The sequence below is a fragment of the Bradyrhizobium sp. 2S1 genome (assembly GCF_011516625.5).
GTDB lineage: Bacteria > Pseudomonadota > Alphaproteobacteria > Rhizobiales > Xanthobacteraceae > Bradyrhizobium > Bradyrhizobium septentrionale.
Genome location: NZ_CP147717.1, coordinates 5,923,700 through 5,947,132 on the forward strand (window position 1 = coordinate 5,923,700; position 23,433 = coordinate 5,947,132).

The 23,433-nt window shown below is 64.5% G+C and carries 15 protein-coding genes and 2 pseudogenes; 11 read left to right on the plus strand and 6 right to left on the minus strand.

The window, feature by feature from the left end:
* Nucleotides 1-161: 161 nt before the first annotated feature.
* A pseudogene (locus HAP54_RS28020) lies at nt 162-1,255 on the plus strand (MFS transporter).
* A 13-nt stretch (nt 1,256-1,268) separates the two neighbouring features.
* Here HAP54_RS28020 and HAP54_RS28025 read toward each other — a convergent pair.
* Nucleotides 1,269-2,020 (minus strand): annotated as a pseudogene (locus tag HAP54_RS28025) (IS5 family transposase).
* A 170-nt stretch (nt 2,021-2,190) separates the two neighbouring features.
* Between HAP54_RS28025 and HAP54_RS28030 the strand changes: the two are divergent.
* Nucleotides 2,191-3,627 carry an IS701 family transposase gene (locus HAP54_RS28030; protein ID WP_166306603.1) on the plus strand — a complete coding sequence of 479 codons (1,437 nt, stop codon included), beginning with the start codon at nt 2,191-2,193 and terminating at the stop codon, nt 3,625-3,627.
* 63 nt (nt 3,628-3,690) lie between these two features.
* Nucleotides 3,691-5,025: an IS1182 family transposase gene (locus HAP54_RS28035; protein WP_166202952.1), complete on the plus strand. Its 1,335-nt coding sequence runs from the start codon at nt 3,691-3,693 to the stop codon at nt 5,023-5,025.
* 223 nt (nt 5,026-5,248) lie between these two features.
* On the opposite strand, the gene HAP54_RS28040 is transcribed toward HAP54_RS28035, so the two are convergent.
* Complete coding sequence (locus HAP54_RS28040; protein WP_166305895.1) at nt 5,249-6,592, minus strand: IS1380-like element ISBdi2 family transposase; 1,344 nt, start codon at nt 6,590-6,592, stop codon at nt 5,249-5,251.
* A gap of 167 nt (nt 6,593-6,759) precedes the next feature.
* Here HAP54_RS28040 and HAP54_RS28045 point away from each other — a divergent pair, with 167 nt between their 5' ends.
* Entirely contained in the window at nt 6,760-7,824 is a 1,065-nt protein-coding gene (locus tag HAP54_RS28045; protein WP_166204319.1) for an IS630 family transposase, read from the plus strand.
* Between the two features lie 72 nt (nt 7,825-7,896).
* On the opposite strand, the gene dgcA is transcribed toward HAP54_RS28045, so the two are convergent.
* Nucleotides 7,897-8,898 carry an N-acetyl-D-Glu racemase DgcA gene (gene dgcA / locus HAP54_RS28050; protein ID WP_166305898.1) on the minus strand — a complete coding sequence of 334 codons (1,002 nt, stop codon included), beginning with the start codon at nt 8,896-8,898 and terminating at the stop codon, nt 7,897-7,899.
* A 144-nt stretch (nt 8,899-9,042) separates the two neighbouring features.
* Between dgcA and HAP54_RS28055 the strand changes: the two genes are divergently transcribed.
* From HAP54_RS28055 to HAP54_RS28065, 3 genes are all read left to right on the plus strand, one after another.
* On the plus strand, nt 9,043-10,176 hold the full coding sequence (locus HAP54_RS28055; RefSeq protein ID WP_166305901.1) for an MlaE family ABC transporter permease: 1,134 nt from the start codon (nt 9,043-9,045) through the stop codon (nt 10,174-10,176).
* Between the two features lie 2 nt (nt 10,177-10,178).
* Entirely contained in the window at nt 10,179-10,949 is a 771-nt protein-coding gene (locus HAP54_RS28060; protein WP_166305904.1) for an ABC transporter ATP-binding protein, read from the plus strand.
* A 108-nt stretch (nt 10,950-11,057) separates the two neighbouring features.
* Nucleotides 11,058-11,927 (plus strand): MlaD family protein, encoded by an 870-nt coding sequence (locus tag HAP54_RS28065; protein ID WP_029085341.1) that lies wholly within the window; start codon nt 11,058-11,060, stop codon nt 11,925-11,927.
* Between the two features lie 78 nt (nt 11,928-12,005).
* Here HAP54_RS28065 and HAP54_RS28070 read toward each other — a convergent pair whose 3' ends face one another.
* Nucleotides 12,006-13,352: an IS5 family transposase gene (locus tag HAP54_RS28070; RefSeq protein ID WP_166298615.1), complete on the minus strand. Its 1,347-nt coding sequence runs from the start codon at nt 13,350-13,352 to the stop codon at nt 12,006-12,008.
* A gap of 353 nt (nt 13,353-13,705) precedes the next feature.
* Entirely contained in the window at nt 13,706-19,768 is a 6,063-nt protein-coding gene (locus HAP54_RS28075; protein WP_166305907.1) for a negative regulator of septation ring formation, read from the minus strand.
* A gap of 380 nt (nt 19,769-20,148) precedes the next feature.
* On the opposite strand from HAP54_RS28075, the gene HAP54_RS28080 reads away from it, so the two are divergent.
* Together HAP54_RS28080 and HAP54_RS28085 are read left to right on the plus strand one after the other, a co-directional pair.
* Complete coding sequence (locus tag HAP54_RS28080; RefSeq protein ID WP_166305910.1) at nt 20,149-20,526, plus strand: Hpt domain-containing protein; 378 nt, start codon at nt 20,149-20,151, stop codon at nt 20,524-20,526.
* 161 nt (nt 20,527-20,687) lie between these two features.
* On the plus strand, nt 20,688-21,008 hold the full coding sequence (locus tag HAP54_RS28085) for a 2Fe-2S iron-sulfur cluster-binding protein (RefSeq protein ID WP_029085343.1): 321 nt from the start codon (nt 20,688-20,690) through the stop codon (nt 21,006-21,008).
* 6 nt (nt 21,009-21,014) lie between these two features.
* Here HAP54_RS28085 and HAP54_RS28090 read toward each other — a convergent pair whose 3' ends face one another.
* Complete coding sequence (locus HAP54_RS28090) at nt 21,015-21,476, minus strand: acyl-CoA thioesterase (RefSeq protein ID WP_166305913.1); 462 nt, start codon at nt 21,474-21,476, stop codon at nt 21,015-21,017.
* A 163-nt stretch (nt 21,477-21,639) separates the two neighbouring features.
* Here HAP54_RS28090 and HAP54_RS28095 point away from each other — a divergent pair, with 163 nt between their 5' ends.
* Both HAP54_RS28095 and HAP54_RS28100 read left to right on the plus strand, forming a co-directional pair.
* Nucleotides 21,640-22,668, plus strand: coding sequence for an NAD(P)/FAD-dependent oxidoreductase (locus HAP54_RS28095; protein ID WP_166305916.1), 1,029 nt, complete (start codon nt 21,640-21,642; stop codon nt 22,666-22,668).
* A gap of 126 nt (nt 22,669-22,794) precedes the next feature.
* Nucleotides 22,795-23,370, plus strand: coding sequence for a DUF2147 domain-containing protein (locus HAP54_RS28100; protein WP_166305919.1), 576 nt, complete (start codon nt 22,795-22,797; stop codon nt 23,368-23,370).
* The last annotated feature ends 63 nt before the right edge of the window (nt 23,371-23,433 follow it).

Below are 23,433 nucleotides of genomic sequence, written 5' to 3' on the forward strand. Positions count from 1 at the left end.
GCCGCGCTGATCGCGGCATAGTCCTCCTCGCTCGGCAGGGCCGCGCGGGCGGATATCGGCGACAGGGCGAATGCTTCTTCGGCCATCACAATCTCTTCGCGCAAATCACTGCGCGTTACGCTAACGATCATCACGATATCGCGCGAATCGCAATTGAATTGATGTCTTCCGAATCACAAATCCCCATTGCAGCAAAGCTTGCATCGCGGCGATTCGCTGTCAGCCTTGCGGCATTCTATGCCACGCTGTTCGGCATGACCGGGGTTCACCTGCCGTTTTTCACGGTGTGGCTGAAGGTGATCGGCATCGATGCCACCTGGATCGGCATCATCACGGCGGTGCCGCCGGTGACGCGCTTCACCGTGCTGCCGCTGGTCACAGCAGTGGCGGAACGGCGCCAGATGCTGCGCGGCGCGATCATCGCCACCGGCTTCGCCACGGTGTGCGGCTTTGCCGTGATCGGCACCCAGCATCAGCCGTTCGTGCTGCTCGCGGTCTATGCGCTGACCTGCTGCGTCTGGACGCCGATGGTGCCGCTGACCGACGCCTATGCGCTGCGCGGCGTCAGGCAATTCGGTCTCAGCTACGGGCCGCTGCGGCTCTGGGGCTCGGCGGCCTTCGCGGTCTGCGCGCTCGTCAGCGGGTTCTTGCTCCGCTACGTCGCGGAGGTCGATCTGATCTGGATCATCACGGCGGTGACCGTGCTCGGGGCGCTGGTCGGGCTGACATTGCGACCGCTCGGCCGTCCGGCAGCGGCCACTGCGCCTGCAGCCGGCGCGCCGAAGCTGCTGCGCAATCCGACCTTCCTCGCCATCATCGTGTCCTCGGCGCTGATCCAGGGCAGCCATGGCGCCTATTACATCTTCGCATCGATCGCCTGGCAGCAGGCCGGGTTCAGCGGCCTGACCATCGCCTGTCTCTGGGTGCTCGGCGTGATCGCCGAGATCGTGCTGTTTGCGCTCTCGCCGCGCTTCACGCTGCCGTCGGCTGTGCTGGTGATGATCGCGGCCGCCAGCGCCATGGCGCGCTGGGCGATCACCGCGCAGGACCCGCGGTGCATCACGTGCCGGTTCACGTGATGGCGCGGGCACAAGGTTATCTCACCGCTTGCGCCGGCATCGTCGCGAGCACGACTGCGATCGTCAGCGGATTGGTCTATGCGCGCATCGGGCTCGGCGTCTACGACATGATGGCTGTGATGGCGGCTCTGGGCGGGCTCGTGATGTGGTTCGCGCGGAAGCGACTAGTCCACTAGGGCCTGTTTGGATTCATCTTGAATTTATCACAGCGGCGGTGAGATTGATCATGGCTTCGAAGCTGATATCTGTTTTGTCGGCTCGCATGGCGATCCGCTTGAATTCCTTGAGCTTGCAGAAGAAACTTTCGATCAGATGTCGCCATTTGTAGATTTCCGCGTCGATGGCGAGAGGTTTTGCGCGCCGCGGGTGCTGGGAGATGACGACCTTGGCGCCGCGTGCGTCGAGGTCGGCAATGATGGCGTTGCTGTCGAACGCCTTGTCGGCGATCATCGCATCGAAGGTCAGCCCTTCGATCAACGGCGGGACGCCGACCGTGTCGAAGCGCTGTCCTGGCAGCAGCACGAAACGCAGGAGATTGCCGAGCGCGTCGGTCAGTGCCAGGATTTTGGTGGTCATTCCGCCTTTCGAGCGGCCGATCGCCTGGTTTTGCGTCCCCCTTTTGCGCCCTGTCCGTGGCGGTGGACTTTGACGATGGTGGCATCAACCATGACGTACTCCATGTCCGGCTCGTCCGAGACCGCATCAAACATGCGCTTCCAGACGCCCGCCTTGGCCCAGTCGCGGAAGCGCGTGTACACGGTTATCCAGTTGCCGAAGGCGCGCGGCAGATCGCGCCACGGACTGCCCGTGCGCGCAATCCACAGCACGGCTTCGACAAACAGCCGGTTGTTATTGCCGCTCCGGCCGGGATCACCCGGCTTGCCAAGACAAAGCGGCTCCATCTTCGCCCATTGGGCATCAGTCAAAACGAATCGGTCCATCCCAAGCTTGAATCACAACCAAGCCAGGATGAGAATCCGGAATCCAAACAGGCCCTAGAGCGGGATGACTCTTCTTCGAATCGTCATCCCGCTCTAGTCTGACTGAGTCACAAAACCGCCGGCCAGAATCAGCGATGGATGAAGCACGGACCATCAGTCGAGAGGCCGACATGAGCGGGCGTGGCACCAAGACGAGCGAGAAGCGATTTGCGACGTATTTGGAAGGGCTTGCCAGTGTCATCGGTCATGCTGATCGGAAGGCGCCGCTGCGCGACTATTGCGTCGGCCTGATGGCCTGTGGCGGTCGCAAGAGCGTGGAGTCGATGGCGGCGGTGACAGCTCCGGAACGGACGGCCGCCCAGCATCAATCGCTGCTGCATTTCGTCGGCAGCGGCGCCTGGTCGGATGAGAAGGTGCTGGGCAAGGTACGTGAGATGGTCCTGCCGGCGATTGAACGCCAGGGCCCCATCGAAGCCTGGATCATCGACGATACCGGATTTCCCAAGCAGGGCCGACATTCAGTTGGAGTTGCACGGCAATATTGCGGGCAGCTCGGCAAGCAGGATAATTGTCAGGTGGCGGTGTCACTGTCGATTGCCAACCACCACGCCAGCCTGCCTGTCGCTTATCGCCTTTATCTTCCGAAGGAATGGACTGAGGACTGCGATCGGCGGCGCAAGGTGGGCATTCCTGCCGAAGTTGGCTTCCGGACCAAGCCGGAGATCGCGCTGGAGCAGTTGCGGTGGGCCTGCGCGAGCGGCCTTCCACGCGGTGTCGTACTGATGGACGCGGGCTATGGCAATAACAGCGACCTGCGCACGGAGATCACGGCGCTGGGATTGACCTATGTGGCGGGTCTTCTGTCGAGCACAACGGTATGGGCGCCCGGTACCGGTCCCTTGCCGCCGAAGCCATGGTCGGGCCGCGGCCGTCCACCGAAACTGATGCGCCGCAACCGTCAGCATCAGCCGGCCGCCGTCAAGGCGCTCGCGATCGGCCTGCCGGCCAAAGCTTGGCGCACCATCACGTGGCGGCAAGGAACGAACGAAAAGCTGACCTCGCGCTTTGCCCGCGTGCGGGTCCGTGCCGCGCATCGTGATTATTGGCAAACCACCCGGCGATTGGAGGAATGGTTGCTGATCGAATGGCCAAAAGGCGAGGACCAGCCTACCAAATACTGGCTCTCGACATTGCCGGAGGATGTGGCATTCCGGACTCTCGTTGAGACGGCTAAATTGCGCTGGCGCATCGAACGCGACTATCAGGAACTCAAGCAGGAGGTCGGGCTCGGCCACTTCGAGGGACGCGGCTGGCGCGGCTTTCATCATCACGCAACAATGTGCATCGCAGCCTACGGATTCCTGATCTCCGAGCGGGAGACGATTCCCCCCTCAGGCACTCGGCACGCCCGGCCGATCCTGCTCGATCGCATTCCCGCAGATTACAGACCCCGCGGATTTGCCGCTGCGGACCCAACGTCACATTCCAAATTCGATCGCGACGATGCGACGGCGCCTCGAACATGGGCTCGTCCGAACGCTGTCGAGATGTCCTTGTTGTGCGATCAAGTTCGACCACTAGACAGATCATCGTTTGTGACGCAGTAGGACTAGGAGCTTGTCTGGATAGTCGCTGTTCAAATCTGGTCGGGTCTGATTCAACATTGGGCGATGAGCAAGTATTTTCGGCCTTGGAACATCGATCAGACGCTGCTTCTGCCGCCGAATGTGCAGGACTTCGTGCCGAAAGGCCATGTCTCGCGGTTTATGGTTGATCTGGTGCGGGAGAGCCTCGATCTCAGGGAGATCATGGGCAGCTATGTGAGCGGGCTTGGGCAGCCGCCGTTTGATCCGCGGATGATGGTGGCGCTGCTGCTGCATAGCTATGCGAGTGGGCTGTATTCGTCGCGTCGGATTGCCAAGGCCTGCCGGGAGCGGAACGATTTTGTGATGATCGTGGCGCTGGATGCGCCGGATTTTCGGACGATCAGCGACTTTCGCAAGCGACATTTGAAGGCGCTCGGCGCGCTATTCGTGCAGGTTCTGAAGTTGTGCGAGACGGCCGGGCTGGTCAAGCTCGGTCATGTCGCGCTGGATGGTACGAAGATCAAGGCGAACGCGTCGAAACACAAGGCGATGAGTTATGAGCGCATGAAGAAGCGCGAGGCGGAATTGAAGGCCGAGGTCGCTCGCATGCTGGCGGCCGCCGAGGCGGCGGATGCCTCGGAGGATGAGACTTTCGGCAACAGCGACGAACTGCCGGACTGGACCGTCGACAAGCAGAAACGGCTGGCGAAGATCCAGCAAGCGATGGCGGCGCTGGAAGCGGACGCCAAACTGGCGGCGGAGGAAGAGCGCCGCATCGAGGCCGAAAAGGAACAGCAGCGCCAGGCCGAAGGCCGCAAGAAGCCGGGCAAACCGGCGGCGCTGCCATCGGAGGAACCCAATCCCAAGGCGCAACGCAACTTCACCGATCCGGAAAGCCGCATCATGAAGTCGAAGGATGGCTTCGTTCAGGCCTATAATGCCCAGGCGGCCGTCGATGCACATGCCCAGATCATTGTCGCGCAAGAACTGACCCAGCACGGCAGCGATCAGGGCCAGTTGGTGCCCCTGATCGAGGCCATCGAGAGCAATCTTGGCCGCAAGCCGCGGCAGGCCTCAGCGGATTCCGGCTACTGCAGCGAAGCCAATCTCGAAGCGCTCGACACACGCAGCATCGATGGCTATGTCGCGCCCGGACGCGCCAAGCACCCGACAGTAGCGAACGGAAAAGTCGGCGGCCCGCTGACACAGGCCATGCGAAAGAAGATCGACGATGGCGGCTTCGAAACACCCTACCGATTGCGAAAGCAAGTGGTGGAGCCGGTGTTCGGGCAGATCAAACAGGCAAGAGGCTTCCGCCAGTTCCTGTTGCGGGGCATCGAGAAAGTGCGCGCCGAGTGGACAATGATCTGCACCGTCCATAACCTCCTCAAGCTGTTCAACCTCGCAAACGCAGCCTGAGCCTGCTACTCTACAACAAATGCCCGTCACGAAAACATATCTGGACGGGCTCCTAGCCCGTCCTATTCGTGAGAGTGCTTTTTTTAGTCCGATTGATGTGGCCGCACATCTGCTCTGACGAGGCGCGCGGGATTGCCTTCGGCTTTTCACCGCCTGACCGACCCGTACTTTGCAACGCGCTTGAGGTGTAGGTTGGGCGAACGGGGGGCGGACGCCCCGCCGGTCAAGGACCGAGCGGCAGCAGCGCGCCTGGCAAGCCGCGGATCAGGTCGGCTTCGGGACATGCCGCGGCAAACGCAAGGCGAATGCGGCTCGTGGTCTCGACGACACGGGCAGCGAGTTTCAAGAGACGAAGACGCAGCGTCGCGAACTCGGCTGTGGCCAATTCCCGGGCTTTGGGAATCGCGTCGCGCACGGTCAGCATCAGCCAATAAGCGGCGGTGTGGAGAACGAGGCGGACTTGATTGGCGAGCGCCGAACGGCAGCTGGTGCGATCGGAGGCGAGCTGTGTCTTATGCAGCTTGATCAGATTCTCGGCTTGGCCGCGCGCGCAATACAGGCTGTCGTAGATCCACTCGGCCGAGCCGACATCGAGGCTGGTGACGACGAAACGGATGTCGAGGCCGAGCATCGTCGCCTCAATACGGGCGACGGTACGCCGTTCGCGATCCCAGGACTTGGCCTTGTGGCGCGTCTCGGTATAGCCACGCAGAACCGGCAGGTTCTCGATGGCGCGTCGCGTGCGGATGTCGTCGGCGGCCTCGTCGAGTTTTCTGGCGAGCGGCTTGGTGCCGGACAGACCGAAGATGTAGTCGATGCCGTTGGTCTCGCACCACGCCATGGCCTCCGGCCGGGCATAGTGCCCGTCGCCACGGAACGTGATTCGCGTGTTGTGCCACCGCGTCCGGATATGCCGTATCAGGCGGCGCAGATGGGCACGCACCTCGACGCCGCCCGGCGTCTTGCCGGGCCGCAGCACGACCGCCACGGGCCGGCTCTTCTCCGTGTCGTAGACGTGGATCGGCAGGAAGCAGCGTTCGTCATAATGAGCGTTGAACAGCGAGAGCTGCTGATGGCCGTGGACGACATCGCAGGTATCATCGATGTCGAGCGTGACGGATGCCGGCTCGCGCGGGTAGCTATCCATCCATGCGTCGACCAAAGTGTAGGTCAGTCGGATCACGTCGCGCAGGCGCGGAGCATTCTCCAGCCGCGACAGCGTCGGTTGGGAACACAGATCGCGACCCGTGTCCGGCAGCCGTCCGCAGGCCAGCTTGAATGCGGGATCGGACCGCAGATGATCGAGGTCGTCGGCGTCCTCGTAGCCGCAGCAGATCGCGAACATGCGCGCGCGGAACATATCGACAAGGCTGTGCACGACCCGCGTCGGATCGCGCCGATCCGGGAACACCCGGGCCAAATTGTCGGCCAAGCCGAGATGCCGCTCGGCCATCGCCAGAAGCATCACGCCCCCGTTCGAGGTCAGCCGACCGCCATCGAAGGCAGCTGTGACTTTCTTGGCGTGAACGGCTGGAAACGAGAAGGGCAGAATCGTATCGTCGGTCATGGCGGGCCTGGCGTTCGCGGTTGAGGTGATGGGGTTGGCTTTGCAACCGAATCCTACGCCGCATCAGCGCTTTACACCACGCTCGCCAGCCTCTCAGGCGCACTCTGACGAATAAGACGGGCTAGTACCTACTGTTCTTAAAGCGTGAGTCGTGATTCAAGGTCGGGATGATACCCGAAGCAAGAGAAGTCCACCTTTCGAGGAAAGATCGCAAGGTGCTTGAGGCGTGTTGCCGCTCCCCGGTGACGTTGCAGCGCGATTTGAAGCGGGCGCGGATAGTTCTGTTGGCGGCGGATGGACGCAGCACTCGGTCGATCGCCAAGGAAGTTGGGGTCCAGCCGCGGATTGTCAGCCTTTGGCGGCATCGCTATGCCGACCAAGGCCTTGAAGGGCTGCAAGACAAGCCGCGACCGGGCAAGCAGCCAATCTATACGAAGGCCACCGACAAGCGGATTCTGAAGCTGCTGGACAAGCCGCCGCCGGACGGGTTCGCACGCTGGACCGGGCCCCTGCTGGCCGGGGCGCTGGGCGATGTTGACGTCCAATATGTCTGGCGGTTCCTGCGCAGCCACAAGATTGACCTCGCGGCTCGTAAGTCCTGGTGTGAGAGCAACGACCCGAACTTTACGGCCAAAGCCGCCGATGTTGTCGGCCTCTATGTCGCCCCGCCCGCGAAGGCCATTGTGCTGTGCGTGGACGAGAAGCCCTCGATCCAGGCTTTGGAGCGAGCGCAGGGTTATCTGAAGTTGCCCAATGGCCGCGCCTTGACCGGCCAGAGCCACGATTACAAGCGGCATGGCACCACAACATTGTTTGCGGCGCTCGAAGTCGCCACCGGAAAGATCATCGCGGCGCATTCAAAACGCCGACGCCGCGTCGAGTTTCTCGACTTCATGAACAGCGTCACCGCGGCTTTTCCGAACCGGAAGCTTCACGTCATCCTCGACAACCTCAACACCCACAAGAAGAACGAGCATTGGCTCAAGGCCCACCCCAACGTGCAATTTCATTTCACGCCGACAAGTGCGTCTTGGCTCAATCAGGTCGAGGTATGGTTTTCGATCTTGCAGGGGCAGTCGCTCAGCGGCACCTCCTTCACAAGCCTCACGCAGCTTCAGGAGCACATCGATGCCTACGTCAACGCATACAACGACAGAGCCGAGCCCTTCGTCTGGACCAAGAAAAAGGTCCGTCAACGCCGTTTCAAAGGCCGCCGTATCACTCAGCTCTGATTCTGGGTACTAGCTCTTTGATTTGAGCATGGTCTTTTCGGAAAACCGCTACACACTTTTCCGGATCATGCTCTAGCCCCAGAGCGCGGCGTCCGGCGGGTAGACCAGGCTGCCCTCGTAGCGCAGCCCGTTGTCGCGGTCCTTCGCCAGCAGCAGCGGGCCATCGAGATCGACGAAGCGCGCGGCTTGCGCGATCAGCATCGCCGGTGCCATCGCAAGCGAGGTCGCGACCATGCAGCCGATCATGATCTCGAAGCCGAGCGCGCTCGCGGCATCCGCCATCGCGAGCGCCTCGGTCAGCCCGCCGGTCTTGTCGAGCTTGATGTTGACGGCGTCATAGCGGCCGCGCAGGCCCGCAAGCGAAGCGCGGTCATGTACGCTTTCGTCGGCGCAGACCGCAACCGGGCGCTTGATCCGCGCCAGCGATTCGTCCTTGCCCGCTGGCAGCGGCTGCTCGATCAGCGTGACGCCGGCATCGGCGCAGGCCGCGAGGTTGGCGGCGAGGTTATCGTCGGTCCAGGCTTCATTGGCGTCGACGATCAGTTCGGATGCCGGCGCCGCTTTGCGCACGGCGGCGATCCGTGCGCCGTCGCCTTCGCCGCCGAGCTTGATCTTGAGCAGCGCACGGTGTGCGGCCTTGGCAGTGGCTTCCGCCATCGCCTCCGGCGTTCCGAGCGAGATCGTATAGGCGGTGGTGCGGGGCTCCGGCGCCGGCCGTCCGAGCAGGTTCCAGATGCGCTGACCGCTGAGCCTGGCCTCGAGGTCCGCCAGCGCGCAATCCAGCGCATTGCGGGCAGCGCCTGATGGCATCCGGGCCTGCAGGGCAATCCGGTCGATACCGCCGGCGAGCGGTTCCTGCATCGCCTGGATCGCTTGCAGCGTCGCCTCAGGCGTTTCGCCATAGCGCGGGTAGGGCACGCATTCGCCGCGGCCAATGACGCCGCCCTGGCTCACCTCGGCCACCACGACGACGGCCTCGGTCTTGGCGCCGCGGCTGATCGTAAACGTCCCGGCGATCGGCCAGCGCTCGATCCCCACGTTAAGGGAAATAGCTCGGGATGGGGTGGAAGTCATTTTAAAGTCTACTATTTCCTGAACCGTAGCTTGCGACGCGCAACCAACTATGGCTGGTTAGTGGCAGATTCGACAAGCCGATCCGGCAAGCCGCCGGAGATCTGCGTGAGCGGCGGCCAGCCGGCTTCAAGGGGTAGGCAAAAGGTGAGCGGCGACCCGACACTGGAGCGGATAGCCCAAGGCGAAGGACTGGCGTTGTGCGCGGCGGGCAACTGGACCGCCCGCTTTGCCCCTGCGCTCGAGCGGATCGTCTCCGACGCCGAGAAGCTGCGCGGCAGCCGCCCGCACATCTTCATCGACGTGTCGCAGGTCGCGAGCCTCGACACGTTCGGCGCCTGGCTGATCGAGCGGCTGCGCCGCAGCCTCAGCAACGCCAGCGCCGAAGCCGAGATCGCGGGCCTCTCCGCCAACTATTCCAGCCTGGTCGACGAGGTCCGCCGCGTCGGCGCAGCGCCCAAGGTCGTGAGCGACCCGCTCTCGATATCAGGCATGCTCGAGCAGATCGGGCGCACCGTGGCCGGCATCGGCGGTACCATCATCGGCCTCATCGACATGCTCGGTGCGGTGATTGCCGCAGCCGGCAATGTGCTGATCCATCCGCGCAGCTTCCGCCTGACCTCGACCGTGCATCACCTCGAGCAGGTGTGCTGGCGCGCGGTGCCGATTGTGGTGCTGATCACCTTCCTGATCGGCTGCATCATCTCGCAGCAGGGCATCTTCCATTTCCGCAGGTTCGGCGCCGACATCTTCGTCGTCGACATGCTGGGCGTGCTGGTGCTGCGCGAGATCGGCGTGCTGCTGGTCGCGATCATGGTCGCAGGCCGCTCCGGCTCGGCCTATACCGCCGAGCTCGGCTCGATGAAGATGCGCGAGGAGATCGACGCGCTGCGCACCATGGGCTTTGATCCGATCGAGGTCTTGATCCTGCCGCGCATGCTGGCGCTGGTGCTGGCACTGCCGATCCTGGCCTTTCTCGGCGCGATGGCCGCGCTCTATGGCGGCGGCCTGGTGGCCTGGCTCTATGGCGGCGTCGATCCGGAAGCCTTCCTGCTCCGCCTTCGTGATGCCATATCGATCGACCATTTCATCGTCGGCATGGTCAAGGCGCCGGTGATGGCGGCGGTGATCGGCATCGTCGCCTGCGTCGAGGGGCTGGCGGTGCAGGGCTCGGCGGAGTCGCTCGGTCAGCACACCACCGCCTCGGTGGTGAAAGGGATCTTCTTCGTGATCGTGATGGACGGCGTGTTCGCGATCTTCTTCGCCTCGATCGGGATGTGATCATGGCCGAGCAGGACGACGACGCCATCATCCGGGTCCGCGACATCACGGTGCAGTTCGGCAAGACGCGCGTGCTCGACGGCCTCGACCTCGACGTCAAGCGCGGCGAGATCCTCGGCTTCGTCGGTCCGTCGGGCGCCGGCAAATCGGTGCTGACGCGCACCATCATTGGCCTGGTGCCAAAGGTCTCCGGCCGCATCGAAGTGTTCGGCGTCGATCTCGATGCCGCGAGTTCGGCGCAGCGCCGAGCCGTCGAGCGGCGCTGGGGCATCTTGTTCCAGCAAGGCGCGCTGTTCTCTTCGCTTACGGTGCGCCAGAACATCCAGTTTCCGGCGCGCGAATATCTGCGCGTCTCGCAGCGGCTGCTCGACGAGATCATGGTGGCGAAACTGGTGATGGTTGGGCTGAAGCCCGAGGTCGCCGATCGCTATCCGTCGGAGCTGTCCGGCGGCATGATCAAGCGCGTCGCGCTGGCGCGCGCACTCGCGCTCGATCCTGAACTGGTGTTTCTCGACGAGCCCACGTCGGGCCTCGATCCGATCGGCGCCGGCGATTTCGACGAGCTGGTGCGCACCCTGCAGCGTACTTTGGGGCTGACCGTTTTCATGGTAACCCACGATCTCGACAGTCTTTACACCGCGTGCGACCGTATCGCCGTGTTAGGGAACGGTAAGATCATTGCTGCAGGATCGATCGCCGACATGAAGGCATCGCAGCATCCATGGCTGCAGCAATATTTCAACGGCAAGCGCGCCCGTGCCGTTGTGGCCTAGCCCATGATCCCGAAGCGAGGAGACCGGTTTTCGGACGAGATCATGCGCCAACAGGGAATTCGACGGGCTCGAGCGCAGGCTGACTGCGCGAGAGCTCAGGAGTGATTGATGGAAACGCGGGCGAACTACGTCTTGATCGGGGCTTTCACGCTGGCGGTAATTGCCGCCGCGTTCGGCTTCGTGCTGTGGTTCCAGAGCCTGCACACCACCAAGCAGCGCAGCCCCTTGCGGGTGATCTTCGAAGGGCCGGCGTCGGGCCTGCGCAATGGCGGCAACGTCAATTTTAACGGTATCCGGATAGGGGAGGTGGTTTCAGTGAAGCTCGACAACCCGCGACGCGTGGTCGCGCTGGCGATGATCGAGAACAACGCGCCGCTCCGCAAGGACACCCTGGTCGGTCTCGAATTCCAGGGCCTCACCGGCGTCGCCGCGATCTCGCTGAAGGGCGGCGAGGAGGCCGCCCCGCCGGTGCCGCTCGATGAGGACGGCATCCCGGTTCTGACCGCCGACCCCAATGCGCTGCAGGACGTCACCGAGGCGATCCGCGCCACGCTGCAAAACGTCAACCGCATCGTCGCCGACAATCAGCAGTCGGTGAAGAATTCGCTGAAGAATCTCGAGGTCTTCACCCAGGCGCTGGCGCGCAATTCCGAGAAGATCGACAATGTCATGCTCAAGGTCGACGGCGTGATGGGCAAGGCCGACAGTCTGATGCTGGGCCTCAATGCGATCGCCGGCGGCAACAGCGGCAGCGAGCTGAACCTGATGGTGAAGTCGATCCGCGAACTCGCCGAGGATCTCGACAAGCGCTCCACCGCCCTGATCACCGACGGCCGCCGCACGCTCTCCGACATCAGCCGCGCCGTGAACAATTTCGACCGCAACCCGAGCCGGGTGATCTTCGGCGGCAGCAACAACGCCGCACCCGAGCCCGCGCCGGCTCCGGCCGCAGCACCCGGACCGCGACGGCGCCAGTGACGTGATCGGCGAATGGCGAGTAGCGAGTAGCCTTCCAGTCTGTCACGTCATTGCGAGCGAAGCGAAGCAAGTCGTCGGTTAAGAAGCCGATTTGAGTGGTGTGCGGTGGCTGGTGACTGAGAAGAAGGCAGCCAGGAAGAGGTACCAAAGAGCCCTTAGCCAGGCGAGGATGCGGCGGAAGTTGTAACCGACGGCGGAGAGGATGACGTTGGCGGCATCGCCGGCGCGGCCTTTGAGGTAGCAGCGGCCGCGGTGTCCGTCAGCCTTCAAATGGCCGATCACGGGCTCGATAGCGGAGCGGCGCCGCAGCTGGCGCTTGATAGTGCCGAAGACGCCGCGCTTCTGGCCGGAGATGAAGACGCGGCGCGGGTTCTGTGCGTCATGGCCGCGGTATCCCTTGTCGACAAAGGCGCACTGGATCGCGCAGCCGGTGAGTGTCTCGGTTCGGTCGATGACGTCCCGCAGGGTGTGACCGTCGTAAGGGTTATCGGGCAGCGCCTTGGCGTGCAGCACGAACTGGCCGCCGGGAGCAGGCCGGTTGTTGGTGACGATGGAAGCCTTCACGCCGAACTCGTAAGGCGCGCTGGCCTTGCCCTTGCCGATGCACTCCACCTCGGGGGCATGGAAGGAATACAGCTTCCAGCCGCGCTGGCGCTGCTGCTGCGAGCGGATCTGCGTGGCCCGGCTCAACGGGAGTGCGAACGCCTCTTCGAGCGCATCCTGGCCTTCGATCTTGCGGCGGATGTCGCGGATGATCCGGCCCAGGCGGCTGCGCAGGATGCGCAACTGCCGCTGGTGCCGCTTGAACTGTTTGGCATGGGCGTAGCGTCCCGCCATCATCGCGGTGGCCTTGGCGATCCGAGAATAGGATTGCCGCAGCCGCACTCCGTGCTTCCTCGCTAGGCGGTTGAGCCCCTGGATCGCCGCATGCAGCAGCTTGGCATCGGTCGGAAAGGTGATGGCCTTCGGCTGCACCGTGGTGTCGACCGTGACCCGCTCAAGGTCCTTGCCGCGTAACGCGCCGACGTCGTGCGCCACCCGCAGGCTCTCGGCCAATAGCAGTTCCAGTCTGTCGCCGAGCCGCTTGCGCCAATGGCTCAGGTCCGAGCGCTCGTGCGGGAATGCGTGCTGGAAGAACTCTTCGCCAGTGAAGTACTGGAAATACGGGTCGTGGACCCAGCGTTCGCATACCCCCTCATCGGACAGCCCGTAAATGTGCTTGAGCAACAACAGCCCGATCACGAAGCGGGTCTCAATCCCCGGCCGGCCGTTCTCGCTGTAGAGCGGCGCGATCTCGCCGTCGATCCAGTCCCAATCGATCTTGCCGGTGAGCCGGACCAGCTCGTGCTTCAGATTGATGATCTGGTCGAGCCGCGCCCGGAAAAAATCGTTCGCTCCCGTCGTTTTGTGCTTCTTCGGCCGCATCGTGCCCTCCGATGCGGACAGGGAATCATGCTTCGCCCGTCGAGGGAATCTCGAAAACGAAATTGCAAGCTTCCGATGCACAAAACACCAAAACCTTGCAATCTCAGAACGTCATTCCAGCCAAATTACGATTCCAGATCAGTCGCCTGGAAGCTTCTTAACGGGCGACAAGCAATCCATCTCTCGACTCGCTGTTGCGTGGATTGCTTCGTCGCTTGCGCTCCTCGCAATGACGCCGGCTAACACCGGAGCGCCTTTCCACGGCGAGACTCAGCGGCCGCCGCCCCAAGCAAAAACGGAGACCTTTCGGTCTCCGTTTTTCATTCGCTATTCGCCACTCGCTATTCGCCGGCTTACCCCAGCCGTCCTGCCGCATGCGCGAGCAGGGTGTAGACCAGCCCGGTCTCCGAGGTCAGGTGGCCAGCCAGCTCTTGCTGGCCGCGGCCTTCGCGGGCGACTTCATCGAGCAGCCGCTCGAACTCCGCGATGTAGCGGTCGACCGTCTGCTTGAAGCCGCGGTCGGCGCGGTACTTGCGGGCCACCTCATCGAACGCCTTCTGGCCGGCCGGCGTGTAGAGGCGCTTGCTGAACGCCTTGTTCTCGCCGCGCTGGTAGCGATCCCACATCTCGGCGGCAAGCGTACGGTCCATCAGCCGGCCGATGTCGAGCGACAGCGACTCCAGCGGATTGGCGGCCGGCTGCTGCTGCAGGCGCGGGCGCTGGGCGTCGCGGCTCGGCTGTGCCGGCGGCGGCGCGTCGCTGCGGTTGAGCAGGTCGGACAGCCAGCCGTCGCCGTTGTTGTTGTTGTTGTTGGGGCCTGCCGGGCTGACCGACGGGGCCTCGGTGCGGCGCGAACTCGCCATGCCGAGATCGGGCGGCGGCAGCGTGGCGGCGCTGTTGCCATTGTCGCGCATCCGGACGTCGCCGCGGCCGCCGGCGGCAGCCATCACCGGCTCCTCGTGGCGGACGCTGGCGCGGTTGGTGCTGACCACGTCGAGCCCGCGGCCGTGATGGGCGACGATGCGGTTCAGCTCGGCCAGCGCCTCGATCTGGTCGACGATCACCTTGCGCATCTGCGCGGTGTTCTCGGCGGCCTCCTGCGGCATCTCGAGCACGCCGCGGCGCAGCTCGTTGCGGGTGGCCTCGAGCTCGTTGTGCATCTCGCTCGCCATCTGCTTCATCGCCGTGACCATCGCGGAGAACTTCTCCGTCGAGTCCTTGAACATCGCGTCGGTCTCGGCGTTGCTCTGCTGGTACAGGTCGTTCATGGCGTCGACGGTCTGCTGCCGCTCGTTCTCGGCCGCCATGCGCACCGCCTCGAACTGCTTGCTGATCGCCGCCGAACCGGCGCCTGCGGTCTCCGCCACCACGCGTGCGATGTCGCGGGCGCGCTCCTCGGCCGCGGCAAGCGATTCATCGAGCAGCCCGGTGAAGCGCGACAGCCGCTGGTCGAGATCGGTGGTGCGCAGGTCGATGGTGGTGACCAGCGATTCCAGCGCCGACTTGCGCTCGCTGACGGAGGCCGTCGTCGAGCGGTTGGCCTGCTCGACCACGGCAGCCGCGTCGATCAGCGCCTTGCCATGGGTCTCGAACTGGCTCGACAGCGCGCCGAGATCTTCCAGCGCCTTGCCGGTCTTGCTGTTGAACACCGTGAGCTGGTCTTCCAGCGTCTGGGTCGCCACGCCGTTGCGCGAGGTGACGTCGTTCATGGCGGACACGAAGTCGGCCACGCGGGTCACCAGCGCGCGCTCCAGCGAGTTGAGGTTGTCGTGGGCGCCGGTCAACACTTCCTGCAGCAGGATGTTGCCCTCGCGCAGCCGCTCGAACAGCGCGACCGTATCGGTGCGCAGGATCTTGCTGGTCTCCTGCATCTCGGTGACGGCCGAGATCGAGACCTGGCGCGACTGATCGATCGCCGCGCGCGAGGCCTGCTCGAGCTCCTTGAGCGACTTCGCCACCGCGCCGGTCGCCTGGTCGCCGGCCGAGGTGATGTTGCGCGCGACATCGCTGCCGTGCGCCGACATCGACTGCGAGAAGGCGACGCCGCGGGTTTCGATCGCCTTCAGCGCGTCCGCAGTGGCGCGATCCATGTCGGTCGCAAGCTGCGTGGTCTTGGCGGTCAGCGCCTCGACCAGCGAGCCGCGGCGGCCGTCGACGATCTGCGACAGGCGCTCGGTCTGCTGCTGCACATAGGTGACGATCTCGTCGGTCTTGCCGGTCATCGCCGAGCCGAACGCGCTGGAAGCAGACAGCACCGAGCGCTCGATGTCGGCGGAGGTCGTCTTGACCTTGGTCGAGACCTCGTTGGACATGTTGATCAGCGCGGCCTGCGCGTTCTGCGCCGAGGTCTGGATGTTGTCGGTGGTCTTGGCCGTGACCGCACCCAGCGCGCGCTCGATATCGGTCGAGAGCGTGCGGATCTGGGCGGCGGCATCGGCCGAGGTCGCCGCAAACGAGCTCTGCGCCTCGCGGGCGCTGCCCAGCACGGTCTGCGCGGTCTCCACGCCGGCCGTGGTCAGCGAGCGCTCGATCTCGGCGGAGATCGCGCGGATTTGGGTCGCCGCCTCGGTGGAGATCGCCGCGAACGAGCTCTGGGCCTCGCGGGCGCTGCCCAGGACGCTCTGCGCGGTCTCCGCACCGGCCGTGGTCAGCGAGCGCTCGATCTCGGCGGAGATCGAGCGGATTTGGCTTGCGGCCTCGCTCGACGTTGCCACGAACGAGTTCTGGGCATCGCGGGCGCTGCCGAGGATCGACTGCGCGGTGTTGGTGCCGACCGACGTCAACACACGCTCGACATCGACTGCCAGCGACTTGACGTGGTTGGCGGCTTCTGTCGACGCAGCGACCAGGGTGTTCTGCGCCTCGCGGGCACCGGCAGTCAGCGCCTCGGCGGTGCCGCTGCCGGCCATCGACAGCGCGCGCTGGATGTCGGCGGCAAGCGCCGTCACCTGTGTCGCAGACTCGGCGGATGCGCTGACCAGCATGCTCTGGGCTTCACGCGCACCTGACGTGATCGATTCCGCGGTGGCGGAGCCGGCCATCGACAGCGAGCGTTCCATATCGGCCGCCAGTGTACGGACCAGATTGGTGGCCTCGGTGGACGCACCGGCAAGCGTGCTCTGGGCCTCGCGGGCGGAGGCGACGACGGCTTCCGCGGTGGCGGAACCGGCCATCGAGAGCGAGCGCTCGATGTCGGCCGCCAGTGTGCGGACCAGATTGGTGGCGTCGGTGGACGCACCGGCAAGCGTGCTCTGGGCCTCGCGGGCGGAGGCGACGACGGCTTCCGCGGTCGCGGTGCCGGCGGTCGAGAGCGAGTGCTGCACGTCGGCCGCGAGCGTGCGGGCCAAATTGGCGGCTTCGGTGGACGCGCCGGCAAGCGTGCTCTGGGCCTCGCGGGCGGAGGCGACGACGGCTTCCGCGGTCGCGGAACCCGCCATCGAGAGCGAGCGCTCGACGTCGCTGGCGAGCGACTTCACCTGGCCGGTGACGTCGGTCGAGGTCGCGATCAGCGTGGTCTGGGCCTCGCGCGCACCGGTCATGATCGCTTCGGCGGCGGCCGAGCCGGACATCGACAGCGACTGCTCGACGTCGGCGGCGAGCGACTTGACCTGGCTGGCGGCTTCGGCCGAGGCCGAGACCAGCGTGGTCTGCGCGTCGCGGGCGCCCGACAGCACCGAGGCTGCGGTGGCGCTGCCGGCGGCCTGCAGCGTGCGCTCGACATCCTCCGACAGCGCCTTGATCTGGGAGGCGACGTCGCCGGAGGCGGAGACCAGCGAGACCTGCGCGTCGCGGGCACTGGTGAGGATCGAATTGGCGGCGCTGGTGCCGACGGCGGTCAGCACGCTCTCGACCTCGGCCGAGCTCTGCTTGAGCTGGTTGCCGACGTCTGAAGACACGGAGAGCAGCGCCTGCTGCGCGGTGCGCGCGCCGGTCTGGATCGTCTCGCTGGTGTTGACCACGAGGTTGGTCAGCGAGCGCTCGGCGTCCTCGACATGGGACTTGATGCTCGACGACAGCAGCTCGGCGCGGGACATCAGGTCCTCGCTCGCCTGGCGGCCGCTGCTCTCGATGCGGCCGGCGACGGCCTCGACGCGCGAGCCCAGCAGGTCCTCGAACTGCGCGACGCGGGTGTCGATGTCGCCGGCGATGACGCCGACGCGGCTCTCGATGCCCTGCCGGATATCGGTGAAGCGCGCGGTGATGGTGTCGGTCAGGTTCGAGCTGTGACCACTGATGGTCTCGACGAGGCGAGTGCTGTGACCGTCGATGGTTTCGGCGAGGCGGGTGCTGTGGCCGTTGATGGTGTCGGCAAGCCGGTTGCTGTGGTTGTCGATGGTCTCGGTGACGCCGTTGATACGGTGGTCGACCGCGGCGATCGCCTGCACCGTGCCCTCGGTCAGGGTCGTGGTGAGCAGGCCGAGCCGCGAGTCGATCGACTGGATCGCCTGGGTGGCGCCTTCGGTGAGTTGCGTCGCGAGCGTGCCGAGATGGCCGTCGATGGTGTCGGTGACCGACTTGGCGCGGCTCTCGAAGGTGACCTCGAGCGTCCTCATGCGGCCGTCGATCGTGTCATCCAGCGATTGCAGGCGGCCGTCGAACGAGCCGATCCTGCTGGCGAGCGAGGAGTCGAACGACGACAGCTTGTCGTTCAGCGAGGCGTCGAGATTGGTGACGCGGCTGCCGAGCGTGGTCTCGAACTGCAGCAGGCGCTGGTCGAGCGAGGCGGTGATATCGCCGCTGTTCGTGGTGACGCGATGGTCGAAGGTGTCGACATAGGTCTTCAGGCTGTCGGCGATGTCCTGGGTGCGCTGGCCCATGCGTTCGACGATATCGCCGCCGAAGGTCTTCACCGTGCGGTCGAATTCCGAGATGTGGCGGGTAATCAGCGCGCCGAGCGTGCCGGAGTCGCGGGCGAATTTCTCGGCGAGCTCGCTGCCGTGGTTTTTCACCAGGTCGTCGAACGCGCTCATCTGCAGCGACAGCGAATCGTGCGCGGTCTCGGTCTGGCCCACCACCTTGGCGACCAGCGAATTGACGGTGACGTCGAGCGCCTCGCTCGCTTTGTCACCGGACGTCATGATCTGGCCGGCGAGGCGGTTGCCGGCGTCGTCGATCTTGCTGACGAGGTCGTTGCTGCGCAGCTCGAGCTCGAGCAGCAGCGAGTCCGCGGAGTTCTTCAGGGAATCGTGGACCTCTTCGGTGCGGTCGGAGATGCCGTCGACGATCGCAGACGAACGCTGCTCGAACTCGCCGGTGATGCGGTCGACGCGCTCGTTCAGCATCTCGTGGACGCGATCGGCCAGATCGACGAACTCGTCATGGACGTGGCCGGTCTTGAAGTTGAGGCTGGTGGTGAGCCGCTCGGAGGCGTCCATCACCGCGCGGGTGGTCTCGGCGCTGGCTTCCTCGAGGCGGTCGAGCAGGTCGCCGCCGCGCTCGCCGAGCGCGAGGATCATGTTGTCGCCGGCATGGCTCAGCGCCGTCGTGATGTGCTGGCCGCGCTCTTCCAGCGCGCCGGTGATGCTCTTGGCGACCTCGTCGACGCGCGAGGCGATCGCGTCCGAGATCAGCGCGATGTCGTGGCGCAGGTCGATCTGCACGCCGGAGATCGCGCTGCGCACCTGCTCGGCCTGGCCGACCAGATTGTCGCGCTGGTGGGCGATGTCCTGCAGCAGCGCGCGGATGCGCACTTCGTTGTCGGAATAGGCGCGTTCCAGCGCCGCCACCTCGTTGGCAACCAGCGTCTCGAGTTCGCCGGCGCGCGCGATCGCGCGCTCGACGCCGTCGCCCATCGCCGCGACCTCGCGGCGGATCGCCTGACCGACCGTCACCATGGAATCGGCGGCGGCGTTTTCCGGCTCGGAGAATCGCATTGCGACCTGCGCCATCGATTGCGCGATCATCTGCATGCGCTGACCGTGCGCGGCGAGGCTGGCGAGATAGTAGAACAGGAGGATCGGCACGGCGAACAGCGCGGCGAGGCCGGTGAGCACCAGCACGCCGGTGCCCTGGGCCATCGATGCCTGCAGCGCGGGCCAGAACGCGATGGTGAGGATCGCGCCGCCGAGCAGCCAGGCGCCGGAGCAGACGAAGAACAGCGTGAAGGCGTTGTGTGCGGAACGGCCGCCCTGCAGCGTCTGCAGCATCTGGCCGATGGTCTCGCGATCATCGTTGGCGGCGCGCCGCGAGGCGCGCGACTCCTCGATCGGCTCGAACGCCGGGCGATCGGCATTCGGACGCTGATCGAACGCTGCAGCTGAAAAATCGGGCGCAGGCGGCGGCAGATTCGGCGGCGCGGCGCCTTCGTTGAGGGGGCTGCGGTTCTCCGCGCTTTGTTCGCTGATGTTGAGGGCTTCCTGGATGGCAGAAAGCGCGACTTCGGTGGGATCTTTGACCTTCTTGGGAGTGTTCGCCATGTTCAGTCCAAGCCCTCTCACTATTTTACGCGTCGGCGAGCCTGCGATCGTCCCTACGCAAGCTCGAAGCCGGTGCCCACAAGCGGAGCGCAAGCGCCCCCCTCGGCGGCTTGTCCGCTACATCCGCAAACATCCTATTGGCTGAGCGATGCGAATGAAATGCTTGCGATTAATACTTTCTTAATCATCGTTAACAGCTTTGCGCCATAAGGCCTTATGGGTACTCGAAATTCCTGCGTTAGCGCGTCGATTGTGTCCGGAAATTGTCCAGAATGGGGCGGTTTTGCCGATCATCCCGACAACAATCCGTTAACCAGTTTCGTGATTGGCTTGGCCAACGCGCCGCCGGCGAGACCCGGCGGAGACGACAGGGACAGGCCATGCCGCTTCATCTCGAACGGGTTGAATGGACGCAATCGCCACCGCTCGCGCCCGGCGACGGGCCGATCGACCTCGATCACCTGCAGCGCATGACGCTGGGCGACCCGGGGCTGGAGCGGGAAGTCCTGGCCATGTTCTCGACCCAGTCCGCCCGGATCCTCGGCGAGCTGGCTGCCTTGCCGCCCGAGGCGGCGACCCATGCCCACACCCTGAAAGGATCGGCGCGGGCCGTCGGCGCATTCGGCGTCGCCGAGGCTGCCGCCCAGCTCGAAACCGCGCTGACCGGCGGTTCCGATCCGGCCCAGCCGCTGGCCGCGCTCGGGGCTGCGATCGCCGAGGCGCGCACGGCGATCGAGCTGATCCTGCGCCGCTCCTAGCCTTACAACGCTTCCACGGCCCGTCGCCGCGGCCTGAGCGCCCGTCCGGGCCGGCCGGCAGGTTTTCGGTCTCCGCGCTAGCGCAGTGCGGATCGACCCGTTATACGACTGCCGGGACCTTTCCAACCATCGTCCGGCGCATTCCGGCAGCACGAGCAATCATGGCCAAAATCCACTTTATCGACCATTCCGGAGAGAAACGCTCCATTGATATCGAGAACGGCGCGACGGTGATGGAAGGCGCGATCCGCAACGCCATTCCCGGCATTGAAGCCGAATGCGGCGGCGCCTGCGCCTGTGCAACCTGCCATGTCTATGTCGATGAAGCCTGGCGCGAGAAGGTCGGCGCGCCGTCGCCGATGGAAGAGGACATGCTGGATTTCGGCTTCGACGTGCGTCCGAACTCGCGGCTGTCCTGCCAGATCAAGGTAACCGACGACCTCGACGGATTGGTCGTGTCGACGCCGGAGCGGCAAGCTTAAGGTCCCTTATTCGCCGTCCGGGTTCACACCGCGACGGACCCAGCGGCGGAAGTTGTCCTTGACCTCCGCCGGCAGCGGCGTCGGCCTGCGCGTGGCCTCATCGATCATCACCGTGACCGCCTTCGCCGACGCCACGCATCTGCCTTCCGAAAACACCACCTGATCGAAGGTGGTCGACGTCCGTCCGAACTTGACGAGACCGAGCCCGAGCTCGATCTGACCGGGCCAGTGCAACTCGGCGCGGAAATGGATGTCGAGGCGCACCATGATCCAGCCGAGCCCCGCCGGCATCAGCCCCATGCTGCGGTCCTTCACCAGCGTGACGCGGCCGGTTTCAAAATAGCTTGCATAGACGGCGTTGTTGACGTGCCCGTTAGGGTCGAGATCGGCAAAGCGCACATTGTCGGACAGGCGGTAGGGAAAGTCTTCCAGGCGCGGCGCATCGTCAGCGCGGACAGGGGCGTTCACGAGGGGGATCTCCGTCGGTTTCCGCCCATACAGCCGAGTTGCGCAGGCTCGGCAAGGGGTTGCCGCGCCAGCCGCTGTCCCTATTATGCATGTCCCGGTCCGGCCATACTTGGCTGGGGCAGGCGAAAGCCGTCCGGCCGATTTCAACTGAAAAGAAGCGGATATGAGCGAAGTGATCAAAACCGATGTGCTGATAATTGGCGCGGGTCCCTGCGGACTGTTCGCCGTGTTCGAACTGGGCCTGCTCGACATGAAGGTGCATCTGGTCGACATCCTCGACAAGATCGGCGGGCAGTGCGCCGAGCTTTATCCGGAGAAGCCGATCTACGACATTCCCGGCATTCCCTTCGTCACCGGCCATGGCCTGACCGAGCAGCTGCTGGAACAGATCAAGCCGTTCAACCCGACCTTCCATCTCAACGAGATGGTGGAGTCGGTCGAGAAGATCGGCGATCCCCTGTTCCGCGTGAAGACCGACGCCGGCAAGGAGTTCGAGTGCAAGGTCGTCGTGATCTCGGCCGGCGGCGGTTCGTTCCAGCCGAAGCGGCCGCCGGTGCCCGGCATCGAGGCCTATGAAGGCACGTCGGTGTTCTATGCCGTGCGCAAGATGGAGCAGTTTCGCGACAAGAACATCCTGATCGTCGGCGGCGGCGATTCCGCGCTCGACTGGACGCTCAATCTGCATCCGATCGCCAAGCGCATCACGCTGCTGCACCGGCGCGATGATTTCCGCGCAGCGCCGCACAGCGTCGAGCAGATGCGCGCGCTGGTCGCTGGCGGCAGGATGGATCTGAAGATCGGTCAGGTCACGGGACTCGAAGGCGCCAATGGCCAGCTCACCGGCGCGGCGCTGAAGGGCAACGACAACGCGCTTTCGACCATTGCCTGCGATACGATGCTGCCGTTCTTCGGGCTCACCATGAAGCTCGGCCCGGTCGCGAACTGGGGCGTGGCGCTGGAGAACAATCTGGTACCGGTCGACACCGCGGCGTTCGAGACCAACGTTTCCGGTATCTTCGCGATCGGCGACATCAATACCTATCCGGGCAAGCTGAAGTTGATTCTCTCCGGCTTCCACGAGGGCGCGCTGATGGCGCAGAAGGCCCACCGCTACGTGTATCCTGACAAGCGGCTGGTGTTCCAGTACACAACCTCGTCATCGAGTTTGCAGAAAAAGCTTGGAGTGAACTGATTCCGCTCCAATAGCGACCAATGCCGGAGGCATCGGCCATGACCTGCGCGGTGCGGGTACTGGAACCCTCCGTGAAATGGCCGTAGTCTGCTTCTATTCGAGTTGTCGATTGATCAGGTGATGACGATGCGGAATGCGCTGTCCAGATTTCGGCTGATCGTTGCGATCGCGGCGGCCTTCGCTCTCGCTGCTCCGCTTGCAGCCAGGGCGGCCGACCCATCATCCGCGGCCGGCCTCTGGCAGAAGCTAGTGGACGGCAAGCCCGACGGCTGGTTCCTGGTGATCGACCACAACGGCATCTTCGAGGGTGTGATCGCCAAGATTTTCTCCGATCCGGATGATCCGCCGAATCCGGTCTGCTCGAAATGCACTGACGACCGCAGGAACGCGCCGTGGCTTGGTCTGTCCTTTATCCGCGACATGAAGCGCGATGGCCTGAAGTACGAGAACGGCAACGTGCTCGATCCTCGTGACGGCAAGATCTACAAGGCCAAGATGACGCTGAGCGCCGATGGACAGACGCTGACCATGCGCGGCTATCTCGGCATCTCGCTGTTCGGCAAGGACGAGGTCTGGACCCGACTGCCGGATACCGCGATCGCCCAGCTCGATCCCGCGATCGTCGCCAAATATCTGCCGGCGCAAGCCGCAGCGGTGAAGCCGCCTCCGCCGCCACCGCCGCAGCCGCTGAAGAAGCGGTAAGGCCCTCTCTCAGCCTGGTTTGAGTTGTGCTCCCGTGCGCGCCAAGGATTTCCTTGGAGCGAG